Below are 21,358 nucleotides of genomic sequence, written 5' to 3' on the forward strand. Positions count from 1 at the left end.
CACACGACGGCGGTTCCGGAGGCGCCGTACGCCTCCGGAACCGCCGTGCACGTGCCGGCCGGTGGCCGACTAGCCCAGGACGATCTTGTCGATGCGGGCCAGTTCGTCGGCGTCGAAGTCCAGGTTCCCGATGGCCGCGACGCTGTCCTCCAGCTGCCGCGGGCTGCTCGCGCCGACCAGCGCCGAGGTCACCCTGCCCTGCCGCAGCACCCAGGCGAGCGCCGTCTGGGCCAGCGACTGGCCGCGGGATCCGGCGATCTCGTTGAGGGCGCGCAGCTTGCCGACCAGTTCCTCGGTGACCGCGTCGGAGTTCAGGAAGGGGCTGTCGCTCGCGGCCCGCGAATCCTCCGGGATGCCGTTCAGGTAGCGGCCGGTCAGCAGGCCCTGCTCCAGCGGGGAGTAGGCGATGGAGCCGACTTCCAGCTCGTCGAGGGCGTCCAGCAGGCCGCTGGTCTCGGGGCGCCGGTCGAGCATGGAGTAGCGCGGCTGGTGGATCAGCAGCGGGGTGCCCAGCCCGGCGAGGATGCGGGCGGCCTCGCGGGTCTGCTCCGGCGAGTAGTTGGAGACGCCGACGTAGAGCGCCTTGCCCTGCTGCACCGCCGTGTGCAGCGCGCCCATCGTCTCCTCCAGGGGAGTGTCCGGGTCGGGGCGGTGCGAGTAGAAGATGTCGACGTACTCCAGGCCCATCCGGGACAGGCTCTGGTCCAGGGACGACAGCAAGGACTTGCGCGAGCCCCACTCGCCGTACGGTCCGGGCCACATCAGGTAGCCGGCCTTGGTGGAGATCACCAGCTCGTCGCGGTACGGCGCGAAGTCGGTCTTGAGGGCCTCGCCGAGCGCGGACTCGGCCGAGCCGGGCGGCGGGCCGTAGTTGTTGGCGAGGTCGAAGTGGGTGACGCCGAGGTCGAAGGCGCGGCGCAGGATGGCGCGCTGGGTCTCGACGGGGCGGTCCGGGCCGAAGTTGTGCCACAGGCCGAGCGAGAGCGCGGGGAGCTTCAGGCCGCTGCGTCCGGTGCGCCGGTAGGGCATCTCCGCGTAGCGGTCGGGGTGTGCGGTGTACAACGCGACTCCAGAGGGGTTGGCCCCCAGGTACGGGGCTTGGGTGGAACCGTCCTCCACTCTCGCGTGACCTGCGGGCAGTGGTCCAACAGAAGAATCCGATGGGATTGCGCGGTTAGGCTTCTGAGTCATGGAACTGCGTCATCTCCAGCATTTCGTGGCGGTCGCCGAGGACCAGCACTTCACCCGCGCGGCGGAACGCCTGCTGGTGTCCCAGTCCGGGCTGTCGGCGTCGATCCGGGCGCTGGAGCGGGAGCTGCGGGCACCGCTGTTCGTGCGCACCACCCGCCGGGTGACGCTGACGGAGGCCGGGCGGGCACTGCTGGAGGAGGCCCGGCGGATCCTCGCCCAGGTGCGCTCGGCGCACGAGGCGGTCGCCGCGGTGCAGGGGGTGCTGCGCGGGACGCTGTCGCTGGGCGCCGAGCAGTGCATCGCCGGGGTGCCGGTGGCCCGGCTGCTGGCCGCGTTCCGGCGCAGCCACCCGGACGTGGAGATCCGGCTGCGTCAGGCGGGCTCCGGGGAGCTGGCCGAGGAGGTCGCGGCGGGGCGGCTCGACCTGGCCTTCGCCTACCGCACCGAGGCGGACACGGACCAGTTGCGTTCGGTCTCGCTGGCGGGCGAGCCGATGACGGTGCTGTGTCACCCGGACCACCGGCTGGCGGCGGACGGCGCGGTGCTCACCCCGCACGACCTGGCCGAGGAGGTGTTCGTCGACTTCCACCCGGACTGGGGTCCGCGCCGCGTCACCGACGCCGTCTTCGCCGCGGCGGGCGTGCGGCGGACCGTGCCGCTGGAGGTGAACGACGTGCACGGGCTGCTCGACCTGATCGACGAGAACCTCGGCATCGCGGTGGTGCCGCGGCACTTCCGCCACAAGCGGGCCGCCCTCACCTCTCTGCCGCTCAAGGACACGGACGGCACGGAGTACGAGACCATCGCGCTGCTCCCGTCCGCACAGGCGACCAGCCCGGCGGCGCGGGCGCTGATGGGGTTGCTGGAGACGGGAAGCGCGTGAACGGGGGGCGCGGGCGGGCGGACTGCGCGATGGTGGACGCATGCATGCGAAGGACATCCTCATCGAGGGCTACGGCCGCATCCAGGAAGAAGTCCACGCCGCCGTCGAGGGCCTGGACCCCGACGGCCTGAACGCCCGCCCCGCCGCCGACGCCAACTCCGTCGCCTGGCTGGTCTGGCACCTCACCCGCGTCCAGGACGACCACGTCGCCGGTGCCTTCGGGCTCGACCAGGTGTGGCTCACCGGGGAGTGGGAGAAACGCTTCGGCCTGGGGCTGCCCCGCCGCGACACCGGCTACGGCCACAGCCCCGCCGAGGTCGCGAAGGTGCGGGTCGACTCGGGCGAGCTGCTGACCGGCTACTACGACGCGGTGCACGAGCAGACGCTCACGGCACTGCGGTCCCTGACCGCGAAAGACCTGGAGCGGGTCGTCGACGAGAACTGGGATCCGCCGGTCACGCTCGCCGTGCGGCTGGTCAGCGTCCTGTCCGACGATCTCCAGCACGTCGGACAGGCCGCCTATGTGCGCGGGCTCGTTCAGAGCGCGGACGCGTAGCCCGGCAGGACGACGTCCCGGATGAGGGCGTTGCGCTCGTCGAAGGGGAGGAAGGCGCTCTTGAGGGCGTTCACGGTGACCGTGCGCAGGTCCTCGACGCTCCAGCCCGCCTGCTCGACCAGCAGGGACATCTCGCGCGTCATCGTCGTGCCGGACACGAGGCGGTTGTCGGTGTTGAGGGTGACGCGGAAGCCGAGGTCCTTCAGCGCGGTGATCGGGTGCCCGGCGATGGAGGTGGCGGCACCGGTCTGGAGATTGGAGGTCGGGCACATCTCCAGGGCGATGCGGCGGTCGCGCACCCAGGCGGCGAGCCGGCCGAGCTTTCCGGCCGCGAGGTCGGGGATGTCGTCGGTGATGCGCACGCCGTGGCCGATGCGCTGGGCGCCGCACACCTGGAGGGCCTGGTGGATGCTGGGCAGTCCGTGCGCCTCCCCGGCGTGGATCGTGAAGGGCACGTTCTCGCGGCGCAGGTGCGCGAAGGCGTCCAGGTGGTCGGCGGGCGGGAAGCCGTCCTCGGCGCCGGCGATGTCGAAGCCGACGACACCGGCGTCCCGGAAGGCGACCGCGAGGTCGGCGGCCTCGCGGACCCGGTCGAACATCCGCATGCCGCACAGCAGGGTGCCGACCCGGACGGGCGTCCCGGCGGCGGCCGCCTTGGCCATGCCGGCGGCGAGCCCCTCCTGGACGGTCTCCACGACCTCCCTCATCGACAGCCCGCCCCTGGTGTTCAACTCGGGGGCGTAGCGGACCTCGCCGTAGACGACACCGTCGGCGGCGAGGTCGAGGACGTACTCCTCGGCGGTGCGCAGCAGCCCCTCGCGGTTCTGCATCACGGCGAGGGTGTGCTCGAAGGTGGCGATGTAGCGCACCAGGTCGCCGGAGTTGGCGGCCTCGTAGTACCAGGCGGCCAGTTCGTCGGGGTCGGTGGTGGGCAGCGCGTGGCCGACGCTCTCCGCCAGCTCCACGACGGTCGCCGGGCGCAGGCCGCCGTCGAGGTGGTCGTGCAGGACCGCCTTGGGGAGGCGGCGGAGGGTCTCGGTGTCTATGCGCGTAGATGACATGTGCGGCGGTTCCTCGGCGATTCTGGCGGGACGATCAGGAAGCGGCGGGCTGGAGCAGGTCCCAGCGGTTGCCGTACAGGTCCTGGAAGACGGCGACCGAGCCGTAGGGCTCGTGCCGGGGCTCCTCCAGGAAGGTCACGCCCGCCGCGGTCATGCGGGCGTGGTCGCGGACGAAGTCGTCGGTGTACAGGAAGAACCCGACGCGCCCGCCCGTCTGGTCGCCGACCCGGGCCCGCTGGGCCTCGCCCTTGGCGCGGGCCAGCAGCAGGGCGGTGCCCCGGCCCGGATCGCCGGGCTCGACGACGACCCAGCGGGAGCCGTCGGGCCGGGGCGTGTCCTCGGCGAGGCGGAAGCCGAGGGCCTCGGTGTAGAAGCGGATCGCCTCGTCGTAGTCGTCGACGACGAGGGCGACCAGGGCGATGCGTGTCATCGGCACCTTCCGGGACGGGCGATTGACGGGAGAGGTTATACGTAAAACCCTCCGGACGCCAAGTTCGGTTGCGCTTTGAGTGCGGCACGGGAAGCGCCGTTGCGATTGATCATGGCCGGTCGGCGCACGGGGTGCGGCCGTCGTCCGTATCGCACGGCGAAAGCCGTCGATCGGAGGCAGCGGCATCGGTAGGTTCGAGATCCGACGTGATCTCCTCTCCGACATGGAGGAACAGTGCTCGAAGACATGACTGCCGTGGTGACGGGCGGGTCCCGAGGGATCGGCCGGGCGATCGTCGAACGCCTGTGCAGCGAGGGGGCGGACGTGGTCTTCAACTACTCCACCGGCGAGGAAGCCGCAGCCGACGTCGTCCGCACGGTCCGGGCGAACGGCGGCGAGGTCCGAGCGATGCGGCTCGACCTGAGGGAACCGGATGCGGCCGAGCGGCTGATGGAGGACGCCGAAGCGCATCTCGGCAGCGTGGACATCCTGGTCAACAACGCGGCGACGTCCTTCACCCCGGCCCCCATCGCCGAGACCGAGGCGGAGGTGTTCGACGGCGTGCTGGCGGCCAACACCAGGTCGGTCTTCTTGACGATGCGCTACGCGGCCAGGCGGATGCGCGACGGCGGGCGGATCGTGAACATCTCCACCCTCAACACCGTACGGCCCGTGCCGGGCATCGGGCCGTACGCCGCCAGCAAGGGCGCGATCGAGCAACTGACCGCGGTCGCCGCCCGGGAACTCGGGCCGCGGGGCATCACGGTCAACACCGTCTCTCCCGGCGCGACCGATACCGACCTGCTCCGTGGAACCAACCCCCCGGAGGCTCTCCAAGCGGTCGTCGGCATGACGCCGCTCGGCCGGCTGGGGCAACCGTCCGACGTGGCCGATGTCGTCGCGTTCCTCGTGGGTCCGGGCGGCGGGTGGATCACGGGCCAGAACCTGCGGGCGACTGGCGGACTGGCATGACGCCCAACCGTCTCTCCCGTCTCTGGTGCGGAGGTCCGACGGGAAAATCCGGGGACCGGACGGCCGCGCACTGCTACCGTCGGGCCGCGTGAGCTGGCTACCCGATGACTTCGTCCATCCCGTCCTGGTACCGCTGCCGGGCGGTGATCACCACCTGCGGCCGATCCGGGAGACGGACACCCCGCTCGACTATCCGGCGGTGATGGGTTCGCGCGAGCGGCTGTGGACCATCTACGGCCCGGCCTGGGGCTGGCCCGCGGCCACCATGACCTACGAGGCCGACCAGGCCGACCTGTTGCGGCACGAGAAGGAGATCGCCGCACACCAGTCCTTCAATTACGCGCTGTTCGACACGGCGGAGACGGCTCTGCTCGGCTGCGTCTACATCGACCCACCGGAGAGGGCCGGCGCGGACGGCGACGTCTCCTGGTGGGTGGTGGACGAGCTGGTGGACAGCACGGTCGAGCGGGCCCTCGACGCGCTGGTGCCGCAGTGGATCGCCGCCGACTGGCCCTTCGAGCGGCCGCGCTTCATCGGCCGCGAGATCTCCTGGTCGGACTACCTCGCCCTGCCGGGCATCCCGACGGTTCAGTAGCTTCTGCCGTACCGCTGCGGGACTTGGTGACCGATTGCCTCCTCCTCGCCTTCGCGGGAAGGCTGCCCGAGAGGGGCGGTCCGGTGACGTGATCGCCCGATGGCCGATGCCGAGGGATCGCGCCCCTGTGTCCGGCGTCATCGTGACTTCCTGCTGCTGTGGGGTAGTTGGACGGTCGGCGAGGTGGGGTCGCAGATCCGTGAGGGGCTCGGCTACGTCACCCGTGATCCCGTACTGCGCGACTCCGTCGCGTTCGACGGCACGGCCAACTCCTCAGTGATCCATGGTGGAGAGCCTCGGTCCGGTGTTCCTCATCCGCACGCCGCGCCTGGAGGAGGGCCCCCGGGCTCTCGCTGTCACGGCGTCGCAGTGCGTCGGTCAGCCCGTGCGCGCTCCGTCGAGCCGCGCCAGGTCCGCGTCGGTGAGGCGCAGGGCGCCCGCGGCGACGTTCTCGGCGAGGTGCTCGGGATCGCCGGTGCCGGGGACGGCCAGCACGTGCGGGCCCTGGTGCAGGGTCCAGGCGATCCTGACCTGCGCGGGGCTCGCCCCGTGTGTTCGGGCCACCGCGCGCACCTCCTCCTCGTGGGCGGTCCCGGCACCCCGCGGCCCGGCCTCGCCCGCGATGGCGTAGAACGGCACGAAGGCGATGCCCTGGGCGCGGCACTGGGCGAGGAGCGCGTCGGTGGCGGGGTCGTGGAAGCCGAGTCCGTAACGGTTCTGGACGCTCACCACCGGGGCGACGGCCTGCGCCTCGGCGAGGTGCCGGGGCTCCACGTCGGAGAGGCCGAGGTGGCGGATCAGTCCCGCCTCGCGCAGTTCGGCCAGGGCGCCGAAGTGCTCGGCGACCGAGTCCTGGCGCATGCGGCGCAGGTAGACGACGTCGAGGTGGTCGCGGCCGAGCTGGCGCAGGTTCTCCTCGACGTGGGCGCGCAGGTCCTCGGGGCGGGCGGAGGTGCCCCACTCCCCCGACCAGTCGCGGTACGGGCCGACCTTGGTGGCGAGCACCAGGTCGTCGGCGTAGGGGGCGAGCGCGCTGTTGATCAGTTCGTTGGCGGAGCGCAGGGAGGAGAAGTAGAAGGCGGCGGTGTCGATGTGGTTGACGCCGAGTTCGACGGCCCGGCGCAGTACGGCCAGGGAGCGTTCGCGGTCGCTCGGGGTGCCGAGATGGAAGGCGGCGCTGCCCGTCAGCCGCATCGCGCCGAAGCCGACGCGGCGGACGGGCAGATCGCCCAGGTGCCAGGTGCCGGAGGACTCCGCGGTGATCGTTTCCGAGGTCATCCGCGGAGTTTCGCACACCCGGGCAGCGTCAGCAGTACAGGTTGCCGCCCGGGGAGACGCCGAGGATCTGGCTGAACTGCTGGTACTTGGTGACGCGGCTCTGGACCTGGGCGGGGTTTCTGCCGTCGCACTCCAGCGAGCCGTTGATGGAGCGGATGGTCTGGCCGAAACCGGCGCCGTTGACCATCGCGTTGTGCGGGGTCATGGTGCCGGGCCCGGACTGGGTGTTCCAGTACCACAGGCCGGTCTTCCAGGCGACGGCCGCGTCGTTCTGGACCAGCCAGGGGTTGCCCAGCAGGTCGATGCCGAGGGCGTCGCCCGCGGCCTTGTAGTTGAAGTTCCAGCTGAGCTGGATCGGTCCGCGCCCGTAGTAGGCGGCCTGGCCCGCCGGGCAGCCGTAGGGCTGGTTCCAGTCGCAGTAGTGGGGGTAGTTGGCGGTGTTCTGCTCGACGATGTGCACCAGGCCGCCGGTCTCGTGGCTGACGTTGGCGAGGAAGGCGGCGGCCTCCTGCTTCTTGGTGGTGTCGCTGCCGGTGTTGGCGAAGCCGGGGTAGGCGCTGAGCGCGGCGGTGAGGCCGCTGTAGGTGTAGAAGGAGTTCCGGCCCGGGAACATCTGGTTGAACTGGGCCTCGCTGACCACGAAGTTGCCGACCGGCGTCTGCGAACCGCCGTCACAGGCGTACGGGTTCCAGTACCAGGTGCTGATGAGCGGGTCGTAGCCCGGGTTGGCGTGCTCGGCGATGTAGGCCTTGCCGTCGGTGTAGCGGACGATGTCGCCGGTGTTGTAGTTCGCGTCGGCCGACCAGGCGGGATAGCTCGAACACGAGGCTGCGGACGCCTCGTTGGCGGGCATGAGCAACGGCACTGCGCCGGCGAGGGCGAGAGCGGTCACCACGGCGGATATACGGCGCCTCGACACAGGTCTGTCTCCTTCTGCGGAGCACGGCCGCTCCCGTACAGGGGCAGGGTGGGGCGCGGAACCTGTGCGCACGTGCCGGTCGGACCGGCCACGGCGTGGGGGCGGCCGTGGAGGGGGGTGTGGAGGCACACTCAACCGCTTTGGTCTGTACCAGTCAAGGGTGTAGACCAGTTCAACTTGCCGCGGCCAGCGCTGGGGTGGCCGGCAGGGGGGCGGCCGGACGGGCGGCCAGGGCGGCCGAGAACTGGTCGACCACGCGGGCGAGGGCCTCCGCGGCGCCCGGGGCGACGGCGACCGCGCCGTCCTCGTGCGTCGTGATGTCGCGGTCCAGGGTGAACCAGCCCTGCACGACGTGCGCCGCGCCCATGGAGTTCAGCACCGGGCGCAACGCGTAGTCGATCGCCAGGACATGGGCGGTAGAGCCCCCGGTGGCGAGCGGCAGCACCGTCTTGCCGGTGAGCGCGTACTGCGGGAGGAGGTCGAGCAGGGCCTTCAGAACGCCGGAGTACGACGCCTTGTAGACGGGCGTGCCGACGACGACTCCGTCGGCACGGGCGAACAGTTCGGCGGCCTCGGCGATCGCGGGGTGCCCCGGGTCCGCGCCGAGCAGCGCCTGTGCGGGGAGGGCGCGGACGTCGAGCGGGACCACCTCGTGGCCCTGGGCGGTCAGCCGGTCGTCGAGGTGGCGCAGCAGCCGGTTGGTGCGCGAGGAGGCGGAGGGACTGCCGGAGACGGACAGGACGGTGGCCATGGGTTCTCTTTCCGGGAAGGCGGACGCGGCGGAACGCCCGGCCACGGGCGGGCGCCGCGGCCGGGTCGGGGCGCTGTGGAGCGTCACGTTCGGGCGGTGTGGAGCGTCACGCGCAGGGTGGCACCGACCGGTACGGCGGCGTGCGGACGACGCGACGGATGAACAGATCGACAGATCGACAGACCAGCAGATCGACAGACCGGCGGGTTCAGGCCGCGGTGCGACAGGAGGCGCTGGAGACGCGCGCGAGGTCGACGTGGCGTCGCCGCGTGAGTTCCGGTCGCATTGTCATGCCTCGGATCGTGGCAGCCGCCGTCGAGAACGGTCAAGGAGGACCGGCCCGGTCTCACCACCCGGCCCCGGATTTCACATGCGCGTGACACTGCGGACCGGCAGCTCCCGGCCCACATGCGGCGCTCGCACAATCAAAAGATCCCTGTCGCCCCACCACTACACATAAGGGCGAAATAAGAGCAGAATGCACTTATGCGGCGCTACCGCACACCGCATCCGAAGCGGTCGGCCCTGCAAGTCAAAGGAGACGACTCATGGCCAACGTCTCGCACCCCCGAGGTGACATCACCAGCCACCCGGACGCCCCGGAAATGCAGGCGCGCTACGCGCGTGTGCTCGGTGGTCGCGACGTGGCACTCGTGGACGGGCCGGTGTTCCTGCTCGGCCTCTACTGTGCCGTGTCCCCGTGGATACTCCACTTCACCACCAGCCAGCCCTCACTGGTGGCCCACAACCTGATCGTGGGCATCGCCATCGGTCTGCTGGCCCTCGGGTTCACCCGCGCCCCGGAGCGCATGTACGGCCTCAGCTGGGCCATGTGCGCGATCGGAGTCTGGATGATCATTTCGCCCTGGATCGTGGGCTCGAGTCCGGACGCCGGTGTCATCTGGAACAACATCGTCATCGGCGCCCTGGCCCTGCTCCTGGGCATGGTCTGCGCCGGTACGGCGGCGCGGAGCGCCCCACGCAGGCCCTAGACGCACCGGAAGGAAACGGCACGGGCCGGTCCCGCACCCGCGGGCCGGCCCGTCGCCCGTGCCACCGCCGCCGGGCCCGACGGACTGCACCCGCCCGCAGCGGGCAGACGCATCACTGCGGGGGTCTCGGCGAAGAGGGGTGGAGATGGAGATCGACGGCATTGTCAGCGCCATCGTCATCGGCGTCGTCATCGGCGTGCTGGGCCGGCTGGTCGTCCCCGGGCGGCAGCGCATCGGCGTCGTGTGGACGATCCTCGTCGGCATCGTGGCCGCGCTCGTCGGTTCGTGGGTCGCCTCGGCGTTCGACGTGGCCGACACGGACGGCGTCGACTGGGTCGAGTGGCTCATCCAGATCGCACTGGCCGCGGTCGGCGTGGCCGCACTGGACCGGTCCCGGTCGCGCCCGGGCCGTTGAGGGCCTGACCGTCACCGGCTGCGGAGCCACGCCTCGTACCAGGTGACGGTCGCGTCCACGGCGTCCACCGGCGGCGTCGGAGCCGCCCCGAAGAACCGCTCGAAGGCACCGGAGTCCATGATCTGCGGCTCCGTGTGCTGGTAGAACATCTCCTCGTACTCGGCCATCAGCAGTTCGTCGAAGGGGCCGTAGGGGCGGGGCCGTTCCAGTACCACGACGTTCAGCGGGCGGCCCACCCGCTTCTCGATCAGCGCGTGGATCTCGCGCGTACTGAGGGCGGGCGCGGTCGGCAGGTGCCAGACGCGGCCGTCCCCGTCGGGACGCTCGCCGAGGGTGGCGAGAGCGGCCGCCACGTCGTCGATGGCGGTGTAGCTGTGCGGCAGATCGATGTCCCCCATGGCCACGACGTCCCCGCCGGTGAGGGCGCCGGGGAAGACGGCCGCACCCAGGGACGAGTTCAGCACGCCGGGCCCGAAGAAGTCGGCGCTGCGGCCGAGGACGACGCGGGCCCGGCCGGACCGGTGGGCGGCGAGGTACCGCTCGTCCAGTTCGGCACGCATCCGCCCCTTGCGACTGGTGGCCTTCCAGGGGCTGTCCTCGGTCATCACCGCTCCCCCGGTCTCGCCGTACGGGTAGAGCGTGTCGAGGACCACCAGACGGGCGCCGCTCGCCTCGACGGCGGCCAGGACGGCCTCCTGGACCCGGGGCATCACCTCGACCTGGAGGTGGTAGGCGACATTGACGCAGTGGTACACGACGGCCGCGTCGCGTATGGCGGCGCGGGCTCCGTCTGCCGTGCTCACGTCGGCGGGGATCCGCTCGACGCCCTCGATGGCGGGACCGGCGGCCCTGCGGTCCACCAGGCGGACGGGGTGCCCCCTGCGCACCAGCTCACGAGCGAGCGCGGTGCCTGCGGGACCGGATCCCAGAACGACGTGCGGGGCGGGCTGCTGCGGGGTGACGGCGGACATGGCGCTCCTCTTGCCTCGAATCGCTATGGTCACTTGCTTCTGTTAGAGACTCTAACTCCAGCGATGACGGATAGCAAGATGGTCGGGCCGAGGGCACATAGGCTGTCCGGGAAGGATCACGTCACGAGGAGGGCGGTACGCCATGGTCGTGAAGGACGCCGAACTGCCACACCTGCGCCGTTGTGTGGAGCTGGCGGCCGAGGCACTGGAGGCCGGCGACGAGCCGTTCGGGTCGGTGCTGGTGGGCGGGGACGGCAAGGTACTGGCCGAGGACCACAACCGGGTGGCCTCCGGCGACCGGACCCGTCACCCGGAGTTCGAGCTCGCCCGCTGGTCCGCCGCCCGCCTGACCCCCGGGGAGCGGGCCGCGGCCACCGTGTACACGTCCGGCGAGCACTGCCCGATGTGCGCGGCCGCACACGCGTGGGTGGGCCTGGGGCGCATCGTGTACGTCGCCTCGTCGGAGCAACTGGTGGGCTGGCTGGAGGAGTTGGGCGTACCGGCGGCGCCGGTACGGCCGCTCCCGGTGCAGGAGGTGGCGCCCGGCGTGACCGTGGAGGGCCCGGTGCCGCAACTCACCCGGGAGATCCACGCCTTGCACCGGCGCTTCCACGCCGGGCGCGCCTGAGCCGGGGCACCCGCCCTGACGGCGGATGCCCCGGTCGACACGGTCAGTGCCCGGAGCCCGGCCGGAAGCGCCGGTAGAGGACGGTTCCGCCCAGCACGAGCACGGCGCCGCCCGCGAGGGTGGGCAGGGTGCGGTCCGTCCCGGTGTGGGCGAGGGACACCTCTTCCCGGGGCGGGTCGGCGTGCGGGGCCGGTCCGGGCCCGGCGCGCTCGTCCTCGGGGGCGGACGGCTCCGGCTCCGCCGGCGGCCGTACGGGCTCCGGGCGGTCACCGGAGCCGTTCGTCGACTCGTTGCCTACGGCCGGGTTGCCGATGCCGACCACGTTGACGCTGTTGCCGCTCACGTTCACCGGGAGGTGCACCGGCAGCTGCACCCCGTTGCCGGAGAGCAAGCCGGGCGAATCCTTTCCGCTCCCCTCGGCGCCCGCGCCGCCGGACGTACCGCCCGAGGCTCCCGACCCGTGGTGCGACGCCCCTGTGTGCGGCGTCCCTGTGTGGGACCCGCCCGTGTGGGACGCACCCGTGTGGGACGCACCCGTCTCCCCGGTGTTGGCGCAGCCGTTGCCCGCGGCCGGGTTGAGGAGCCCCACCACGTTCACGGTGTTGCCGCACACGTCGACCGGCACGTGCACCGGGAGCTGGACGGTGTTGCCGGAGATCAGCCCGGGCGAACCGGCCGCGGATCCCTCGGCGCCCGCCCCGTCGGACGCGAACGCCGCGTACGCCGGCATCGTCACGGCCAGCGCGCCTGAGGCTGCGACGGCGAGCACACCGTTTCGGGTAACCCTTCTCATGAGGCTCCCTGCCTTCCAGACATGGTCGCGGGCAGTCGCCCGCACCGTCTAAAACGCGGGCGCACCATCCGAGTTATGGCTTATCGGTCTTTCACCCCATCGAGTGGGCGGTTCATCGAACAAGCGGCGCACCGGCCGGTGCGATGCCGCCCGGAGGCGCCGGGTGCGCGGCCCGCTTATGGTGAGCGAGGGCGCCGACCACCGGTCCGCGACGGGGCGCCCGGGAGGCATCGATGCAGGCCAAGCTGGAGACTCGGCCCTCGGTCCGGCGCTGCGCGGTCACCGGAGCGCTCGGCCTGGCCCTGCTGGGTGCGGGACTCCCCGCCGCCGCGAACGGCGCGGCCACCGCGAACGCGCGGGACGCCGGATCCGGGCTGTCCCGGTTCTACGACCAGCGGATCAAGTGGACGGCGTGCGAGGGCACGGACATGCCGAAGGATCTGCAGTGCGGCAAGGTCACCGTCCCCCTCGACTACGCGCGGCCCCGGGGCGGGACCCTCGACGTGGCCCTCGCCCGGTACCGGGCGACCGGCGACTCACGGGGCTCGGTCCTGCTGAACTTCGGCGGACCCGGCGGCTCCGGCATCAATGAACTCGCCGCGGGCGGCAAGGAGTTCATGCACCTCACCAACGGCTACGACGTGGTGACCTTCGACCCCCGCGGCGTCGGCCGGTCCTCCCCGGTCTCCTGCGGACCGGCCACCCTGAAGATCATGGAGGCGACGGACGGGGACGGGGGGATGAGCGACCCCGAGGACGTGCTGAAGCGGCTGCGGGACGCGGCGTCCGAGTGCGCCAGGTACTCCGGCCCCGTGCTGACCCACATAGGCACGGTCGACGCGGCACGCGACATGGACGTGATGCGCCGGGCACTCGGCGACGACCGGCTCAACTACCTGGGCTTCTCGTACGGGACCCGGCTTGGAGCGGTCTACGCGGCGCGGTTCCCGGACAAGGTCGGGCGGATGGTCCTGGACGGCGTGGACACGCTGACGGAACCGCTGGCCGAACAGGGGCTGGCCGGGGCGCGGGGGCAGCAGACCGCGCTGGAGAACTTCCTCGACTGGTGCGTCGAGGACATCGCCTGCCCGTTCGGCCAGGACGCCCGGGACGCCCGGGACCAGGTCGAGCGGCTCGTCACCTCCCTCGACTCCGACCCGGTGCCGTCGGCGTTCGGCGAGCCCTTCACCGGGCAGGACATGGTCGGCGCGATCGGCCAGGCCCTGTACAGCCGGGAGTTGTGGCCCTCCCTGGAGCGGGCGCTCGCGCAGTTGCTCGAGGACGGCGACACCCGCGGCCTGGAGGGCTTCTCGTCGGGCGGCGTCACCTTCCCGGTCCGGGCATCGGTCCAGGCACCGGTGCGGGGCGACAGGACGGCCGGCCTCACCGACGAGGAGGACGTCCCCATGGACAACCTTCCGGCCGCCCTGATGGCGATCAACTGCGCCGACGACCCCGACCGCCCCTCCGCCGCCCAGGTCACCGCGTCCCTCGATCGGCTGCGCGCACGGTACGAGGACGTCTCGCCGGTCTTCGGCCGGTACCGGCTCACCCAGGTGCTCATGTGCTACGGCCGGCCCAAGGGAACGGACTACATCCGGGACGACGTGAAGGACCTCAACACCGCGAGGATGCTCCTGGTCGGCACCCGCGGCGACCCGGCCACGCCGTACCGCTGGACGACGGAGACGGCCGACCGGCTCGGCCCGTCCGCCGTGGTCCTGGACAACCGCGGCGAGGGACACACCGGCTACGCGTCGTCCAAGTGCGTGCACCGCAAGGTCGACGACTTCCTGCTGTACGGCTCCCTGCCGCCCGACGGCAGCTCCTGCGGTCCCGAGTCCACCGGCACCGGGTCCGACTGAGCGGCGACGCGTCCGGCCGACGGCACCCCACTCCGAATGCCCGATATGCCTTATATACCCGTGGAGCATATCGTGCTGACATGGAGCACGATCTGAGTCCCGCCACCCTCGCCGGACTGCGGCGCCCCCGCCCGTATCCGGCCGTGTCCGTACTGACGCCGACGCACCGCCGCGAGCCGGACAACGCCCAGGACCGGGTCCGGCTGCGCAACGCGGTCGCCGCGGCCAAGAAACAGCTGGAGGAGGATCCGGCGGTCAGCCGCGACCGGCGCGCGGAGGTGTCCCGCGAACTGGACCGGGCGCTGGCCGAGATCGACCTGACGTACGCCGAGGACGGTCTGGCGATCTTCGCCGCACCCGGTGAGCACCAGGTCTGGACGCTCAGCCGTTCCGTGCCCGAGCGCGTGGTTCTCTCGGACACCTTCCTGACGCGCAACCTCGTCGCCGCGCAGGCGGCCGAGCGGCCGTTCTGGGTCCTGTCGGTCGCCGCCGACCGCGTCAAGCTCTGGAGCGGCGGCGCGGACCGCGTCGTGGAGGAACACCTCGGCGGCTTCCCGCTCGACCGGCCCGCGGAGGACTTCGACCCCGAGCGCCAGGAGCGGATCGGCGACGCGCCGAGCACCTTCCGGGACGAGGGAACCCGCAAGTTCCTGCGCGACGCCGACACCGCGATGGGCAAGATCCTGCGCGCCCGTCCCCGGCCGCTGTACGTCACCGGCCCCGAGCCGGCCCTGTCCCTGTTCGAGGAGGCGGGCGCGCTCGCCGCGGACGCGGTGCTCGTCCCGCACGGCGGGCTCGCGCACGGCACCGCCGAGGCGGTGTGGCAGGCGGTGCGGCCCGTGCTCGAGAAGGAGGCGCGCGGGTCGGTCGAGGCGGTGGCCAGGGAACTGGACGCGGCCCGCGGCCGCAAGGACTTCGCGGCCGGGGTCGACGAGCTGTGGGAGAGCGCCCACACGGGACGGGTCCGGCTGCTGGCCGTCGAGGAGAACTTCAAGGTGACGATGCGCGACGACGGCGAGCACCTGCTCCCGGCCCACGACGGCGACCTCGACGCCCGGGAGGACATCGTGGACGAGATCGTCGAACAGTGCCTGGAGACCGGCGCCGACGTCCGTTTCGTACCGGACGGCGCTCTCGCGGACGCGGACGGCATCGCGGGAGTACTGCGCTACTGACGCCGGCCGACGCCCCCGCGGACCGGCCCTCCCCTGCCTCTTGACGCGCGTGAAAGCCTGTTCGCCGTACACGTACCCGCTGCCGGCGGGTGCGCGGCGGACGACGAAGGAGCGGGCGCGGCGTGAGTGAACTTCTGGGTGTGGCGGTCCTGGGTGCGGGGCACATGGGTGCCGACCACATACGACGCGTCGACCGGGTGGTGAGCGGCGCCCGGGTCGCCGCGGTGGCGGACCCCGACGCCGAGCGGGCCAAGGAGGCCGTGGGCGGTATCGGCGGACTCGGCAGGATCACGGTGCACACGGACGTCGAGGCCGCGCTGGACGCGCCGGGCGTCGAGGCCGTCCTGATCGCCTCGCCCGGCGAGGCACACGAGGAGGCACTGCTGGCCGCCTTCGCGCGGGGGCTGCCGGTGCTGTGCGAGAAGCCGATGGTGCCGGACTCCGCGGGCGCGCTGCGCGTGGTGGAGGCCGAGGCACGCCTGGGCAGGAGGCTGGCGCAGATCGGGTTCATGCGGCGGTACGACGCCGAGTACCGGCAGTTGAAGTCCCTCCTGGACGGCGGGCGGCTGGGCCGGCCGCTGATGCTGCACTGCGTGCACCGCAACGTCTCCTCGCCCCCGCACTTCACCTCCGCGATGCTGATCAACAGTTCCGTCTCGCACGAGATCGACGCGGCCCGCTGGCTGCTGGGCCAGGAGCTGAGTGCGGTGACCGTGCTGCGTCCGCGCCCGTCGGCGGGTGCGCCCGAGGGCCTGCTCGATCCGCAGCTCGTGCTCTTCGAGACCGAGGGCGGCGCCGTGGTGGACGTGGAGGTCTTCGTCAACTGCGGCTTCGGCTACGAGGTGCGCTGCGAGGCCGTCTGCGAGGCGGGCAGCGCCCGGATCGGCGCGGCGCACACCATGGTGGTCACGGCGGCGGGCGGCGCGCGGGAGGAGGTGCCGCAGGACTACCTGGTGCGGTTCGCGGACGCCTACGACCGCGAGGTGCAGAGCTGGGTCGACGCCACCCGACGCGGCCTGGTCACCGGACCGGGCACCTGGGACGGGTACGCGGCCGCGGCGGTCGCCGAGGCCGGGGTGCGGGCGCTGGAGACGGGCGCGCGCACACCCGTCGACCTGGCACCCCGTCCGGCCCTGCACGACCGGGCATAGAACAAGGGTCCACCGAACACCAGGGCGACGACGCATTCGGACTCTCATCCACTTCAAGTCCCGTAGGAGACCTACGACTTGCCTCCCACCCCGGGTACGCCGAACACGTACCCGAGTCACCCGGGGAAGACTGTGGCATATGCCGGAAGCACCACCGTATCGTGTGTTGCCGAATCCCTTACGAGCCATGGCGGGCTGTGCAACAGTCGTAACGGTCCTTCCGCCGGCCCCGGTTCCACCTCGGTCGTACCGTCAGCACATCGGAGTGCGTCATGTCGTCCCATCTCTCCGCGGACCACCCGGCCGCCCAGCCACCGGGACACGGCTCGGTCGAGGCGCTCATATCGCAGACCCGGCGGCTGCGGGGCGACGTGGACGCGGTACGACGGGACAGCCAGGACGACACGACGGACCCCCGGGGCCGCTGGCAGCGTGCCCTGTACGACCTGGCACTGCACCAGCTCACCGACCTCGACGCGCATCTGGCCCAGCTCCGGGACGGTCCGGCACCCGCGCCGCGCGCCGGTTCGCTGCTCAGCCGGGTCGGCAGCGCGGAGTGGAACCTGCTGACCGACGAGGCCGAGTGGTCCGCGGAACTCTTCCACATCCTGGGCCGCGACCCGGCGGCCGTCCCGCTCAGCCTCGACGAACTCCCGTCCCTGGTACTCACCGAGGACCGCCCGAAGCTCACCGCCATGGTCACGGACTGCCTCGTCGACGGCCGGCCCATCGACGGCGAGTTCCGCGTGGTGCGCCCCGACGGGAGCGTACGCACCGTGCACATGATGGGCGAACCCGTCCTCGACGCCGACGGCAGCACCGCATCGATGTGGGCGGTGCTGCGGGACGTCGGCGAACTGCGCCGCAGTCAGCGGGCGGTGAGCGAGACCCGCGACTCCCTCCGGCACCGTCCGTCGCCGCCCTGGCACGGTCTCCTGCGCTTCCCGGACGAGGGCCGGCCCGGCCTGGACCTGGCCGCCGCGGACCTTCCGCCGACGTCCGCGACGGGCCGGCGGTCCCGGTACGGCGGGTGGTACGACGCGTGTCCGCTCGGCGCCGACGGCGAAACCCTGCTCACCGTCGGCGACTTCGGACGCCCGGAGACCGAGGGGCACGGCCCGGCGGTGCTGATCGGCGCCCTGCGCGGCCTGGCACTGGCCGGCGCCCTGCGCGGCCTGGCACTGGCCGGCACCCGGCCGGCAGGACTGCGGGACCGGCTCGCCGAACTCCTCGGGGCCACCGCCCTGCCGCCGGTGGACTCCGCCGTGTACTGCGGCTACCGGCCGGACACCCACACCCTGACGTGGGCGCACGCCTCGGGCCCCGTCCCGCTGCTCTTCCGCGGCGGAACGGGGCGTGCGCTGCCCGGACAGGACGGACCGTCGGGACAGGCCGAGGCGACCCTCGCAGCGGGCGACCTGCTCCTCCTGCACACCGGGGCACTCGAACCGGCGGCCGTGGAGCACCTCCTCTCCCTGGCCCCCCGCCTGACCACGGCGGGTTCCGCCGGGGACGGCGTACGGCTCGTGGCACGGGAGCTGGACGGGTTTCCGGGTCGTCAGGACGCCTGTGTGCTGATGGCCCGGGTGACGTCCTAGGTCTGCGGAGCGCGTCGCGCACCCTACGCCGGCGCGACGGTGCCGCCCGGTCCCTTCCCCCTGGGTGACTTGCCCCTGGGCAGCGCCAGCTTGATCTCCTCCCGCAGCTCCTGGATCTTCGGGTAACCGGCGTACTCGGCGGTGAGCCGGTACATCTGGCGCAGCCGGTCCCAGGTCCGCTGGGAGGAGTTGGAACCCATCGACACCAGGGCCAGGCGCGCGTACCGGTCCGCCTGTTCGGGGTCGTCGGCGATGAAACAGGCGGAGGCCATCGACAGGTAGTCGAAGATCTTCGACCGCTGCCGGCCGTCGATCCTGAGGGCCAGGGCCTTGTCCGCGTAGTGCTGGGCGTGCGCGGCGGCCCCCGGTTCGAACTCGGCGAGCGTCCGGTAGGCGAGGGCCTGCATGCCGTACAGGTCCTCCTCCTTGAACGTCTGCATCCAGTCCGGGGGCGGCACGTCCGCCTTGTCGGAGACGAAGAGGTCCTCGGCCCGCCCCAGGGTGCGGCGCATCGCCTGGCCCTTGCCCATGGAGGCCTGAGCCCAGGCCTCGATGGTGTACAGCATGGCCTTGGTGCGCGGCAGTACCTGCTCGCCGGAGCCGGACTGGGCGAGCTTCATGAGGTCGAGGGCCTCGTCGGGCTTGCCCAGGTGCACCATCTGGCGGGCTGCCCGGGAGAGCGCCTCGCCCGCCCGGGGCCGGTCGCCGCCCTCGCGGGCGGCGTGGGCGGCGATCACGAAGTACTTCTGGGCGGTCGGTTCCAGGCCGACGTCGTGCGACATCCAGCCCGCGAGGACGGCGAGGTTGGCCGCGACGCCCCACAGGCGCCGCTGGAGATGGGGTGGGTGGTGGTAGGCGAGCATGCCGCCCACTTCGTTGAGCTGGCCCACCACGGCCTTGCGCTGGAGGCCGCCGCCCCTGGCGGCGTCCCAGGCACGGAACACCTCGACCGAGCGCTCCAGTTCCTCCACTTCCTGCGACCCGATGGGGGCGGCCTCGTAGCGGTCGAACCCGGCGGGGTCGGCGTGCAGGGGTGGGTGGGGGTCGGGGGCGTCGGCCGCCAGGGCCGGGTCGGTGTGCAGCCAGTCGTGCATGGCGCTGCTGAGTGCGGAGCCCGCGGCGAGCGCGGCGCCCGCGCCCACCAAGCCGCGTCGGTTGAGCATGAGGTCCATTCCCGTGAATTCGGTGAGGACCGCCGCAGTCCGCTCGGGCGCCCACGGCACGCCGTCGGGATGCTCTTCGCTCCCGTCGTGTGGCCGTTTCCCCGCACGCCCGTGCCGGACCAGACCGAGGTCCTCGATGGTCACGACACGGCCGAGACGCTCGGTGAACAGAGCCGCCAGCACCCGCGGCACCGGATCGCGCGGGATCTCTCCCATGTCGATCCACCGCCGCACCCGCGAGGTGTCGGTCGCCAGCTGGGGGTGGCCCATGGCCGCCGCCTGCCGGTTGACCAGCCTCGCGAGTTCGCCCTTGGACCAGCCGGCCAGGCCGAACAGGTCCGACAGACGGGTGTTGGGTTCTTTGCTCACTACAAGCCCCCAGGTTCTCGGCTGAGTTGACAGTAGCCCCGTGCGGGTTGCCGGGCGACTATTCGCCACCGTTCGCCAGGGTGCGCCAGATGGTGTGCCACGGGCGGCCGGGTGTCAGGTAGGAATGCGCCACCCCGACCCGGTCGCCGCGGGGGTACTCCCCAGGGTGGCCCCCGGCGGCCGGTCGGGCGGCGCGACGGCTTTCGGAAGACGTGCCGCCCCCGGTACCGAACGGACTGGACCGGACCGGCACCCCTCTTCAGGCAGGCACAGCAGGCACACGAAGGGATCTGTCTCGCCCATGTACGCAGCATCGTCCTCCGTGTCCGCCCCGCAGCGCTCGCTGCACCCCCGCCCGGCGGCGGGCGGCGGCCCCTATCTCGCCCCAGCGCGTCCGGCGGCCCCGGTGCTCGGGGCCGGCAGGGCGCGGCTCGGCGCGGGGCCCGGCACCCAGCCGCTCAGCGGGAGAATCGACCTGTCCGGCCCCCAGGGGGCCCAACTGCGCACGGCGATCGCCGCCGTGCACCGGATCTGCCCGGAGTTCTCCCCCGTGCAGGTACTGCGGCGCAGCGGGCGCTCCGTGCTCCTGGTCGGAACGACCGGGCGCAGCACGGCGGTGGCCAAGTGCTTAGTGGACCACTCCCCCGCATGGGCCGAACGCAGCCGGCACGAGATAGGGGCATACCGCTCGTTCGTCCGGCAGCGCCCTCCGGTGCGGGTGCCGAGACTGATCGCGGCGGATCCGGACAACGGCACGCTGGTCATCGAGCGGATGCCCGGAAGGGTGGCGGCGCTGCAACGGCATCCTCTGGAGGCCCCGCCGCGGGCGGACATCAGGGCGGCGATCGGAGCGGTCTGCCGGCTGAACGCCTGGCGGCCGCCGGCCGGCACCTTCGACGCCCCACTGGACTACGCGGCCCGGATCTCCCGCTACCACGAGCTGGGGCTGCTCACCGACCGGGACCTGGGCGACCTGCAGAAGCTGCTGCACGGCATCGCCCACGCGGGCGGACGCCAGGGCATGGGCCAGTTCTGTCACGGTGACGCGCTGCTGTCCAACGTCCTCATGTCCCCGGCCGGTCCGGTGCTGGTGGACTGGGAGCACGCCGGCTGGTACCTGCCGGGCTACGACCTGGCCACGCTGTGGGCGGTCCTCGGGGACGCTCCGGCGGCCCGCCGTCAGATCAGCCAGATCGCCCAGTCGACGGGCACGGCGGCGCGCGACGCGTTCCTGGTCAACCTGATGCTCGTACTGACCAGGGAGATCCGCACGTACGAGACGGCCGTGCAGCGTTCGATGCACGACCAGGTCGGGGCGGCGCCGGGACCGGCCCATCCGGGTGCCGCGCCGACCGGCGAGGAACAGCGGCTGCTGCTGCGCCGGTTGCACGACGACTGCCAGATGGCCCGACGGGCCGTGCGGGCGGCGGTCGGCACACGCTGACGGTACGGCGCGAGAAGGACGACGGTGCGCGGTGGGCCCCCCCCCCCGCGGGGGCCCCCCCCCTTTAGGGGGCCGCCCCCCCCGGGGGGGGGGGGGGCCCCCGGGGTCGCCCCCCACCCCCCCCCCCCCCCGGGGCCCCCCCCCCCCCACAACCCGCA

The 21,358-nt window shown here is 72.3% G+C and carries 22 protein-coding genes; 12 read left to right on the top strand and 10 right to left on the bottom strand.

What is annotated here, in order from left to right; genetic code table 11:
- Positions 1-69: 69 nt before the first annotated feature.
- Positions 70-1,062 (bottom strand): L-glyceraldehyde 3-phosphate reductase, encoded by a 993-nt coding sequence (gene mgrA / locus ACFYZ3_RS36335; RefSeq protein WP_388527076.1) that lies wholly within the window; start codon positions 1,060-1,062, stop codon positions 70-72.
- A 127-nt stretch (positions 1,063-1,189) separates the two neighbouring features.
- Here mgrA and ACFYZ3_RS36340 point away from each other — a divergent pair, with 127 nt between their 5' ends.
- Positions 1,190-2,074 (top strand): LysR family transcriptional regulator, encoded by an 885-nt coding sequence (locus ACFYZ3_RS36340; protein ID WP_388527079.1) that lies wholly within the window; start codon positions 1,190-1,192, stop codon positions 2,072-2,074.
- 40 nt (positions 2,075-2,114) lie between these two features.
- A complete protein-coding gene (locus tag ACFYZ3_RS36345; RefSeq protein WP_388527082.1) occupies positions 2,115-2,630 on the top strand; it encodes a DinB family protein in 516 nt (171 codons plus the stop codon).
- Here the strand turns inward: ACFYZ3_RS36345 and ACFYZ3_RS36350 are convergent.
- The gene (locus ACFYZ3_RS36350; protein WP_388527084.1) at positions 2,612-3,691 is read right to left on the bottom strand and encodes an adenosine deaminase; all 1,080 of its coding nucleotides are present in this window, start codon (positions 3,689-3,691) and stop codon (positions 2,612-2,614) included. The genes ACFYZ3_RS36345 and ACFYZ3_RS36350 overlap by 19 nt on opposite strands.
- Positions 3,692-3,725: 34 nt before the next feature.
- Complete coding sequence (locus ACFYZ3_RS36355; protein ID WP_388527087.1) at positions 3,726-4,121, bottom strand: VOC family protein; 396 nt, start codon at positions 4,119-4,121, stop codon at positions 3,726-3,728.
- Positions 4,122-4,367: 246 nt separating this feature from the next.
- Here ACFYZ3_RS36355 and ACFYZ3_RS36360 point away from each other — a divergent pair, with 246 nt between their 5' ends.
- Entirely contained in the window at positions 4,368-5,093 is a 726-nt protein-coding gene (locus ACFYZ3_RS36360; protein WP_388527090.1) for an SDR family NAD(P)-dependent oxidoreductase, read from the top strand.
- 88 nt (positions 5,094-5,181) lie between these two features.
- A complete protein-coding gene (locus ACFYZ3_RS36365) occupies positions 5,182-5,688 on the top strand; it encodes an N-acetyltransferase (RefSeq protein WP_388527093.1) in 507 nt (168 codons plus the stop codon).
- Between the two features lie 378 nt (positions 5,689-6,066).
- Here ACFYZ3_RS36365 and ACFYZ3_RS36370 read toward each other — a convergent pair whose 3' ends face one another.
- From ACFYZ3_RS36370 to ACFYZ3_RS36385, 4 genes are all read right to left on the bottom strand, one after another.
- Positions 6,067-6,966 (bottom strand): aldo/keto reductase, encoded by a 900-nt coding sequence (locus ACFYZ3_RS36370; RefSeq protein WP_388527096.1) that lies wholly within the window; start codon positions 6,964-6,966, stop codon positions 6,067-6,069.
- Between the two features lie 28 nt (positions 6,967-6,994).
- Positions 6,995-7,885 (bottom strand): glycoside hydrolase family 19 protein, encoded by an 891-nt coding sequence (locus ACFYZ3_RS36375; protein ID WP_388527099.1) that lies wholly within the window; start codon positions 7,883-7,885, stop codon positions 6,995-6,997.
- A 172-nt stretch (positions 7,886-8,057) separates the two neighbouring features.
- Complete coding sequence (gene ssuE, locus ACFYZ3_RS36380) at positions 8,058-8,636, bottom strand: NADPH-dependent FMN reductase (protein ID WP_388527102.1); 579 nt, start codon at positions 8,634-8,636, stop codon at positions 8,058-8,060.
- A 208-nt stretch (positions 8,637-8,844) separates the two neighbouring features.
- The gene (locus tag ACFYZ3_RS36385) at positions 8,845-8,928 is read right to left on the bottom strand and encodes a putative leader peptide (protein ID WP_388527147.1); all 84 of its coding nucleotides are present in this window, start codon (positions 8,926-8,928) and stop codon (positions 8,845-8,847) included.
- 256 nt (positions 8,929-9,184) lie between these two features.
- On the opposite strand from ACFYZ3_RS36385, the gene ACFYZ3_RS36390 reads away from it, so the two are divergent.
- Positions 9,185-9,628 (top strand): SPW repeat protein, encoded by a 444-nt coding sequence (locus ACFYZ3_RS36390; RefSeq protein WP_385363186.1) that lies wholly within the window; start codon positions 9,185-9,187, stop codon positions 9,626-9,628.
- Positions 9,629-9,773: 145 nt separating this feature from the next.
- Positions 9,774-10,043, top strand: a complete 270-nt coding sequence (locus ACFYZ3_RS36395) for a GlsB/YeaQ/YmgE family stress response membrane protein (protein WP_388527106.1) — start codon at positions 9,774-9,776, stop codon at positions 10,041-10,043.
- Positions 10,044-10,054: 11 nt separating this feature from the next.
- On the opposite strand, the gene ACFYZ3_RS36400 is transcribed toward ACFYZ3_RS36395, so the two are convergent.
- Positions 10,055-11,014: an SDR family oxidoreductase gene (locus ACFYZ3_RS36400; RefSeq protein ID WP_388527109.1), complete on the bottom strand. Its 960-nt coding sequence runs from the start codon at positions 11,012-11,014 to the stop codon at positions 10,055-10,057.
- 142 nt (positions 11,015-11,156) lie between these two features.
- On the opposite strand from ACFYZ3_RS36400, the gene ACFYZ3_RS36405 reads away from it, so the two are divergent.
- On the top strand, positions 11,157-11,642 hold the full coding sequence (locus ACFYZ3_RS36405) for a nucleoside deaminase (protein ID WP_388527112.1): 486 nt from the start codon (positions 11,157-11,159) through the stop codon (positions 11,640-11,642).
- Between the two features lie 43 nt (positions 11,643-11,685).
- Here the strand turns inward: ACFYZ3_RS36405 and ACFYZ3_RS36410 are convergent, their stop codons facing one another.
- Positions 11,686-12,435 (bottom strand): chaplin, encoded by a 750-nt coding sequence (locus ACFYZ3_RS36410; RefSeq protein WP_388527114.1) that lies wholly within the window; start codon positions 12,433-12,435, stop codon positions 11,686-11,688.
- Between the two features lie 233 nt (positions 12,436-12,668).
- Here ACFYZ3_RS36410 and ACFYZ3_RS36415 point away from each other — a divergent pair, with 233 nt between their 5' ends.
- The 4 genes from ACFYZ3_RS36415 (at position 12,669) to ACFYZ3_RS36430 (ending at position 18,224) form a co-directional block, all read left to right on the top strand.
- Entirely contained in the window at positions 12,669-14,300 is a 1,632-nt protein-coding gene (locus ACFYZ3_RS36415; RefSeq protein WP_388527117.1) for an alpha/beta hydrolase, read from the top strand.
- A gap of 80 nt (positions 14,301-14,380) precedes the next feature.
- Positions 14,381-15,475: a chemotaxis protein gene (locus tag ACFYZ3_RS36420; protein WP_388527120.1), complete on the top strand. Its 1,095-nt coding sequence runs from the start codon at positions 14,381-14,383 to the stop codon at positions 15,473-15,475.
- A 122-nt stretch (positions 15,476-15,597) separates the two neighbouring features.
- Positions 15,598-16,626, top strand: a complete 1,029-nt coding sequence (locus ACFYZ3_RS36425) for a Gfo/Idh/MocA family protein (protein WP_388527123.1) — start codon at positions 15,598-15,600, stop codon at positions 16,624-16,626.
- A 272-nt stretch (positions 16,627-16,898) separates the two neighbouring features.
- The gene (locus ACFYZ3_RS36430) at positions 16,899-18,224 is read left to right on the top strand and encodes a PAS domain-containing protein (protein ID WP_388527126.1); all 1,326 of its coding nucleotides are present in this window, start codon (positions 16,899-16,901) and stop codon (positions 18,222-18,224) included.
- Between the two features lie 23 nt (positions 18,225-18,247).
- Here the strand turns inward: ACFYZ3_RS36430 and ACFYZ3_RS36435 are convergent, their stop codons facing one another.
- Entirely contained in the window at positions 18,248-19,756 is a 1,509-nt protein-coding gene (locus tag ACFYZ3_RS36435; RefSeq protein WP_388527129.1) for a hypothetical protein, read from the bottom strand.
- 301 nt (positions 19,757-20,057) lie between these two features.
- Between ACFYZ3_RS36435 and ACFYZ3_RS36440 the strand changes: the two genes are divergently transcribed.
- Positions 20,058-21,200, top strand: coding sequence for an aminoglycoside phosphotransferase family protein (locus ACFYZ3_RS36440; protein WP_388527132.1), 1,143 nt, complete (start codon positions 20,058-20,060; stop codon positions 21,198-21,200).
- The last annotated feature ends 158 nt before the right edge of the window (positions 21,201-21,358 follow it).

The organism is Streptomyces sp. NPDC001599, assembly GCF_042893535.1.
In the GTDB taxonomy this organism is placed as follows: Bacteria; Actinomycetota; Actinomycetes; order Streptomycetales; family Streptomycetaceae; genus Streptomyces.

What these genes read in the sequence shown, in the direction of transcription:
- ACFYZ3_RS36355 (WP_388527087.1), bottom strand. Translation starts at nt 4,121, where the DNA reads ATGACACGCATCGCCCTGGTCGCCCTCGTCGTCGACGACTACGACGAG.
- ACFYZ3_RS36400 (WP_388527109.1), bottom strand. Translation starts at nt 11,014, where the DNA reads ATGTCCGCCGTCACCCCGCAGCAGCCCGCCCCGCACGTCGTTCTGGGA.
- ACFYZ3_RS36410 (WP_388527114.1), bottom strand. Translation starts at nt 12,435, where the DNA reads ATGAGAAGGGTTACCCGAAACGGTGTGCTCGCCGTCGCAGCCTCAGGC.
- ACFYZ3_RS36390 (WP_385363186.1), top strand. Translation starts at nt 9,185, where the DNA reads ATGGCCAACGTCTCGCACCCCCGAGGTGACATCACCAGCCACCCGGAC.
- ACFYZ3_RS36385 (WP_388527147.1), bottom strand. Translation starts at nt 8,928, where the DNA reads ATGACAATGCGACCGGAACTCACGCGGCGACGCCACGTCGACCTCGCG.
- ACFYZ3_RS36430 (WP_388527126.1), top strand. Translation starts at nt 16,899, where the DNA reads ATGTCGTCCCATCTCTCCGCGGACCACCCGGCCGCCCAGCCACCGGGA.
- ACFYZ3_RS36420 (WP_388527120.1), top strand. Translation starts at nt 14,381, where the DNA reads ATGGAGCACGATCTGAGTCCCGCCACCCTCGCCGGACTGCGGCGCCCC.
- ACFYZ3_RS36350 (WP_388527084.1), bottom strand. Translation starts at nt 3,691, where the DNA reads ATGTCATCTACGCGCATAGACACCGAGACCCTCCGCCGCCTCCCCAAG.
- ssuE (WP_388527102.1), bottom strand. Translation starts at nt 8,636, where the DNA reads ATGGCCACCGTCCTGTCCGTCTCCGGCAGTCCCTCCGCCTCCTCGCGC.
- ACFYZ3_RS36405 (WP_388527112.1), top strand. Translation starts at nt 11,157, where the DNA reads ATGGTCGTGAAGGACGCCGAACTGCCACACCTGCGCCGTTGTGTGGAG.
- ACFYZ3_RS36415 (WP_388527117.1), top strand. Translation starts at nt 12,669, where the DNA reads ATGCAGGCCAAGCTGGAGACTCGGCCCTCGGTCCGGCGCTGCGCGGTC.
- ACFYZ3_RS36395 (WP_388527106.1), top strand. Translation starts at nt 9,774, where the DNA reads ATGGAGATCGACGGCATTGTCAGCGCCATCGTCATCGGCGTCGTCATC.
- ACFYZ3_RS36345 (WP_388527082.1), top strand. Translation starts at nt 2,115, where the DNA reads ATGCATGCGAAGGACATCCTCATCGAGGGCTACGGCCGCATCCAGGAA.
- ACFYZ3_RS36340 (WP_388527079.1), top strand. Translation starts at nt 1,190, where the DNA reads ATGGAACTGCGTCATCTCCAGCATTTCGTGGCGGTCGCCGAGGACCAG.
- ACFYZ3_RS36370 (WP_388527096.1), bottom strand. Translation starts at nt 6,966, where the DNA reads ATGACCTCGGAAACGATCACCGCGGAGTCCTCCGGCACCTGGCACCTG.
- ACFYZ3_RS36440 (WP_388527132.1), top strand. Translation starts at nt 20,058, where the DNA reads ATGTACGCAGCATCGTCCTCCGTGTCCGCCCCGCAGCGCTCGCTGCAC.
- ACFYZ3_RS36360 (WP_388527090.1), top strand. Translation starts at nt 4,368, where the DNA reads ATGACTGCCGTGGTGACGGGCGGGTCCCGAGGGATCGGCCGGGCGATC.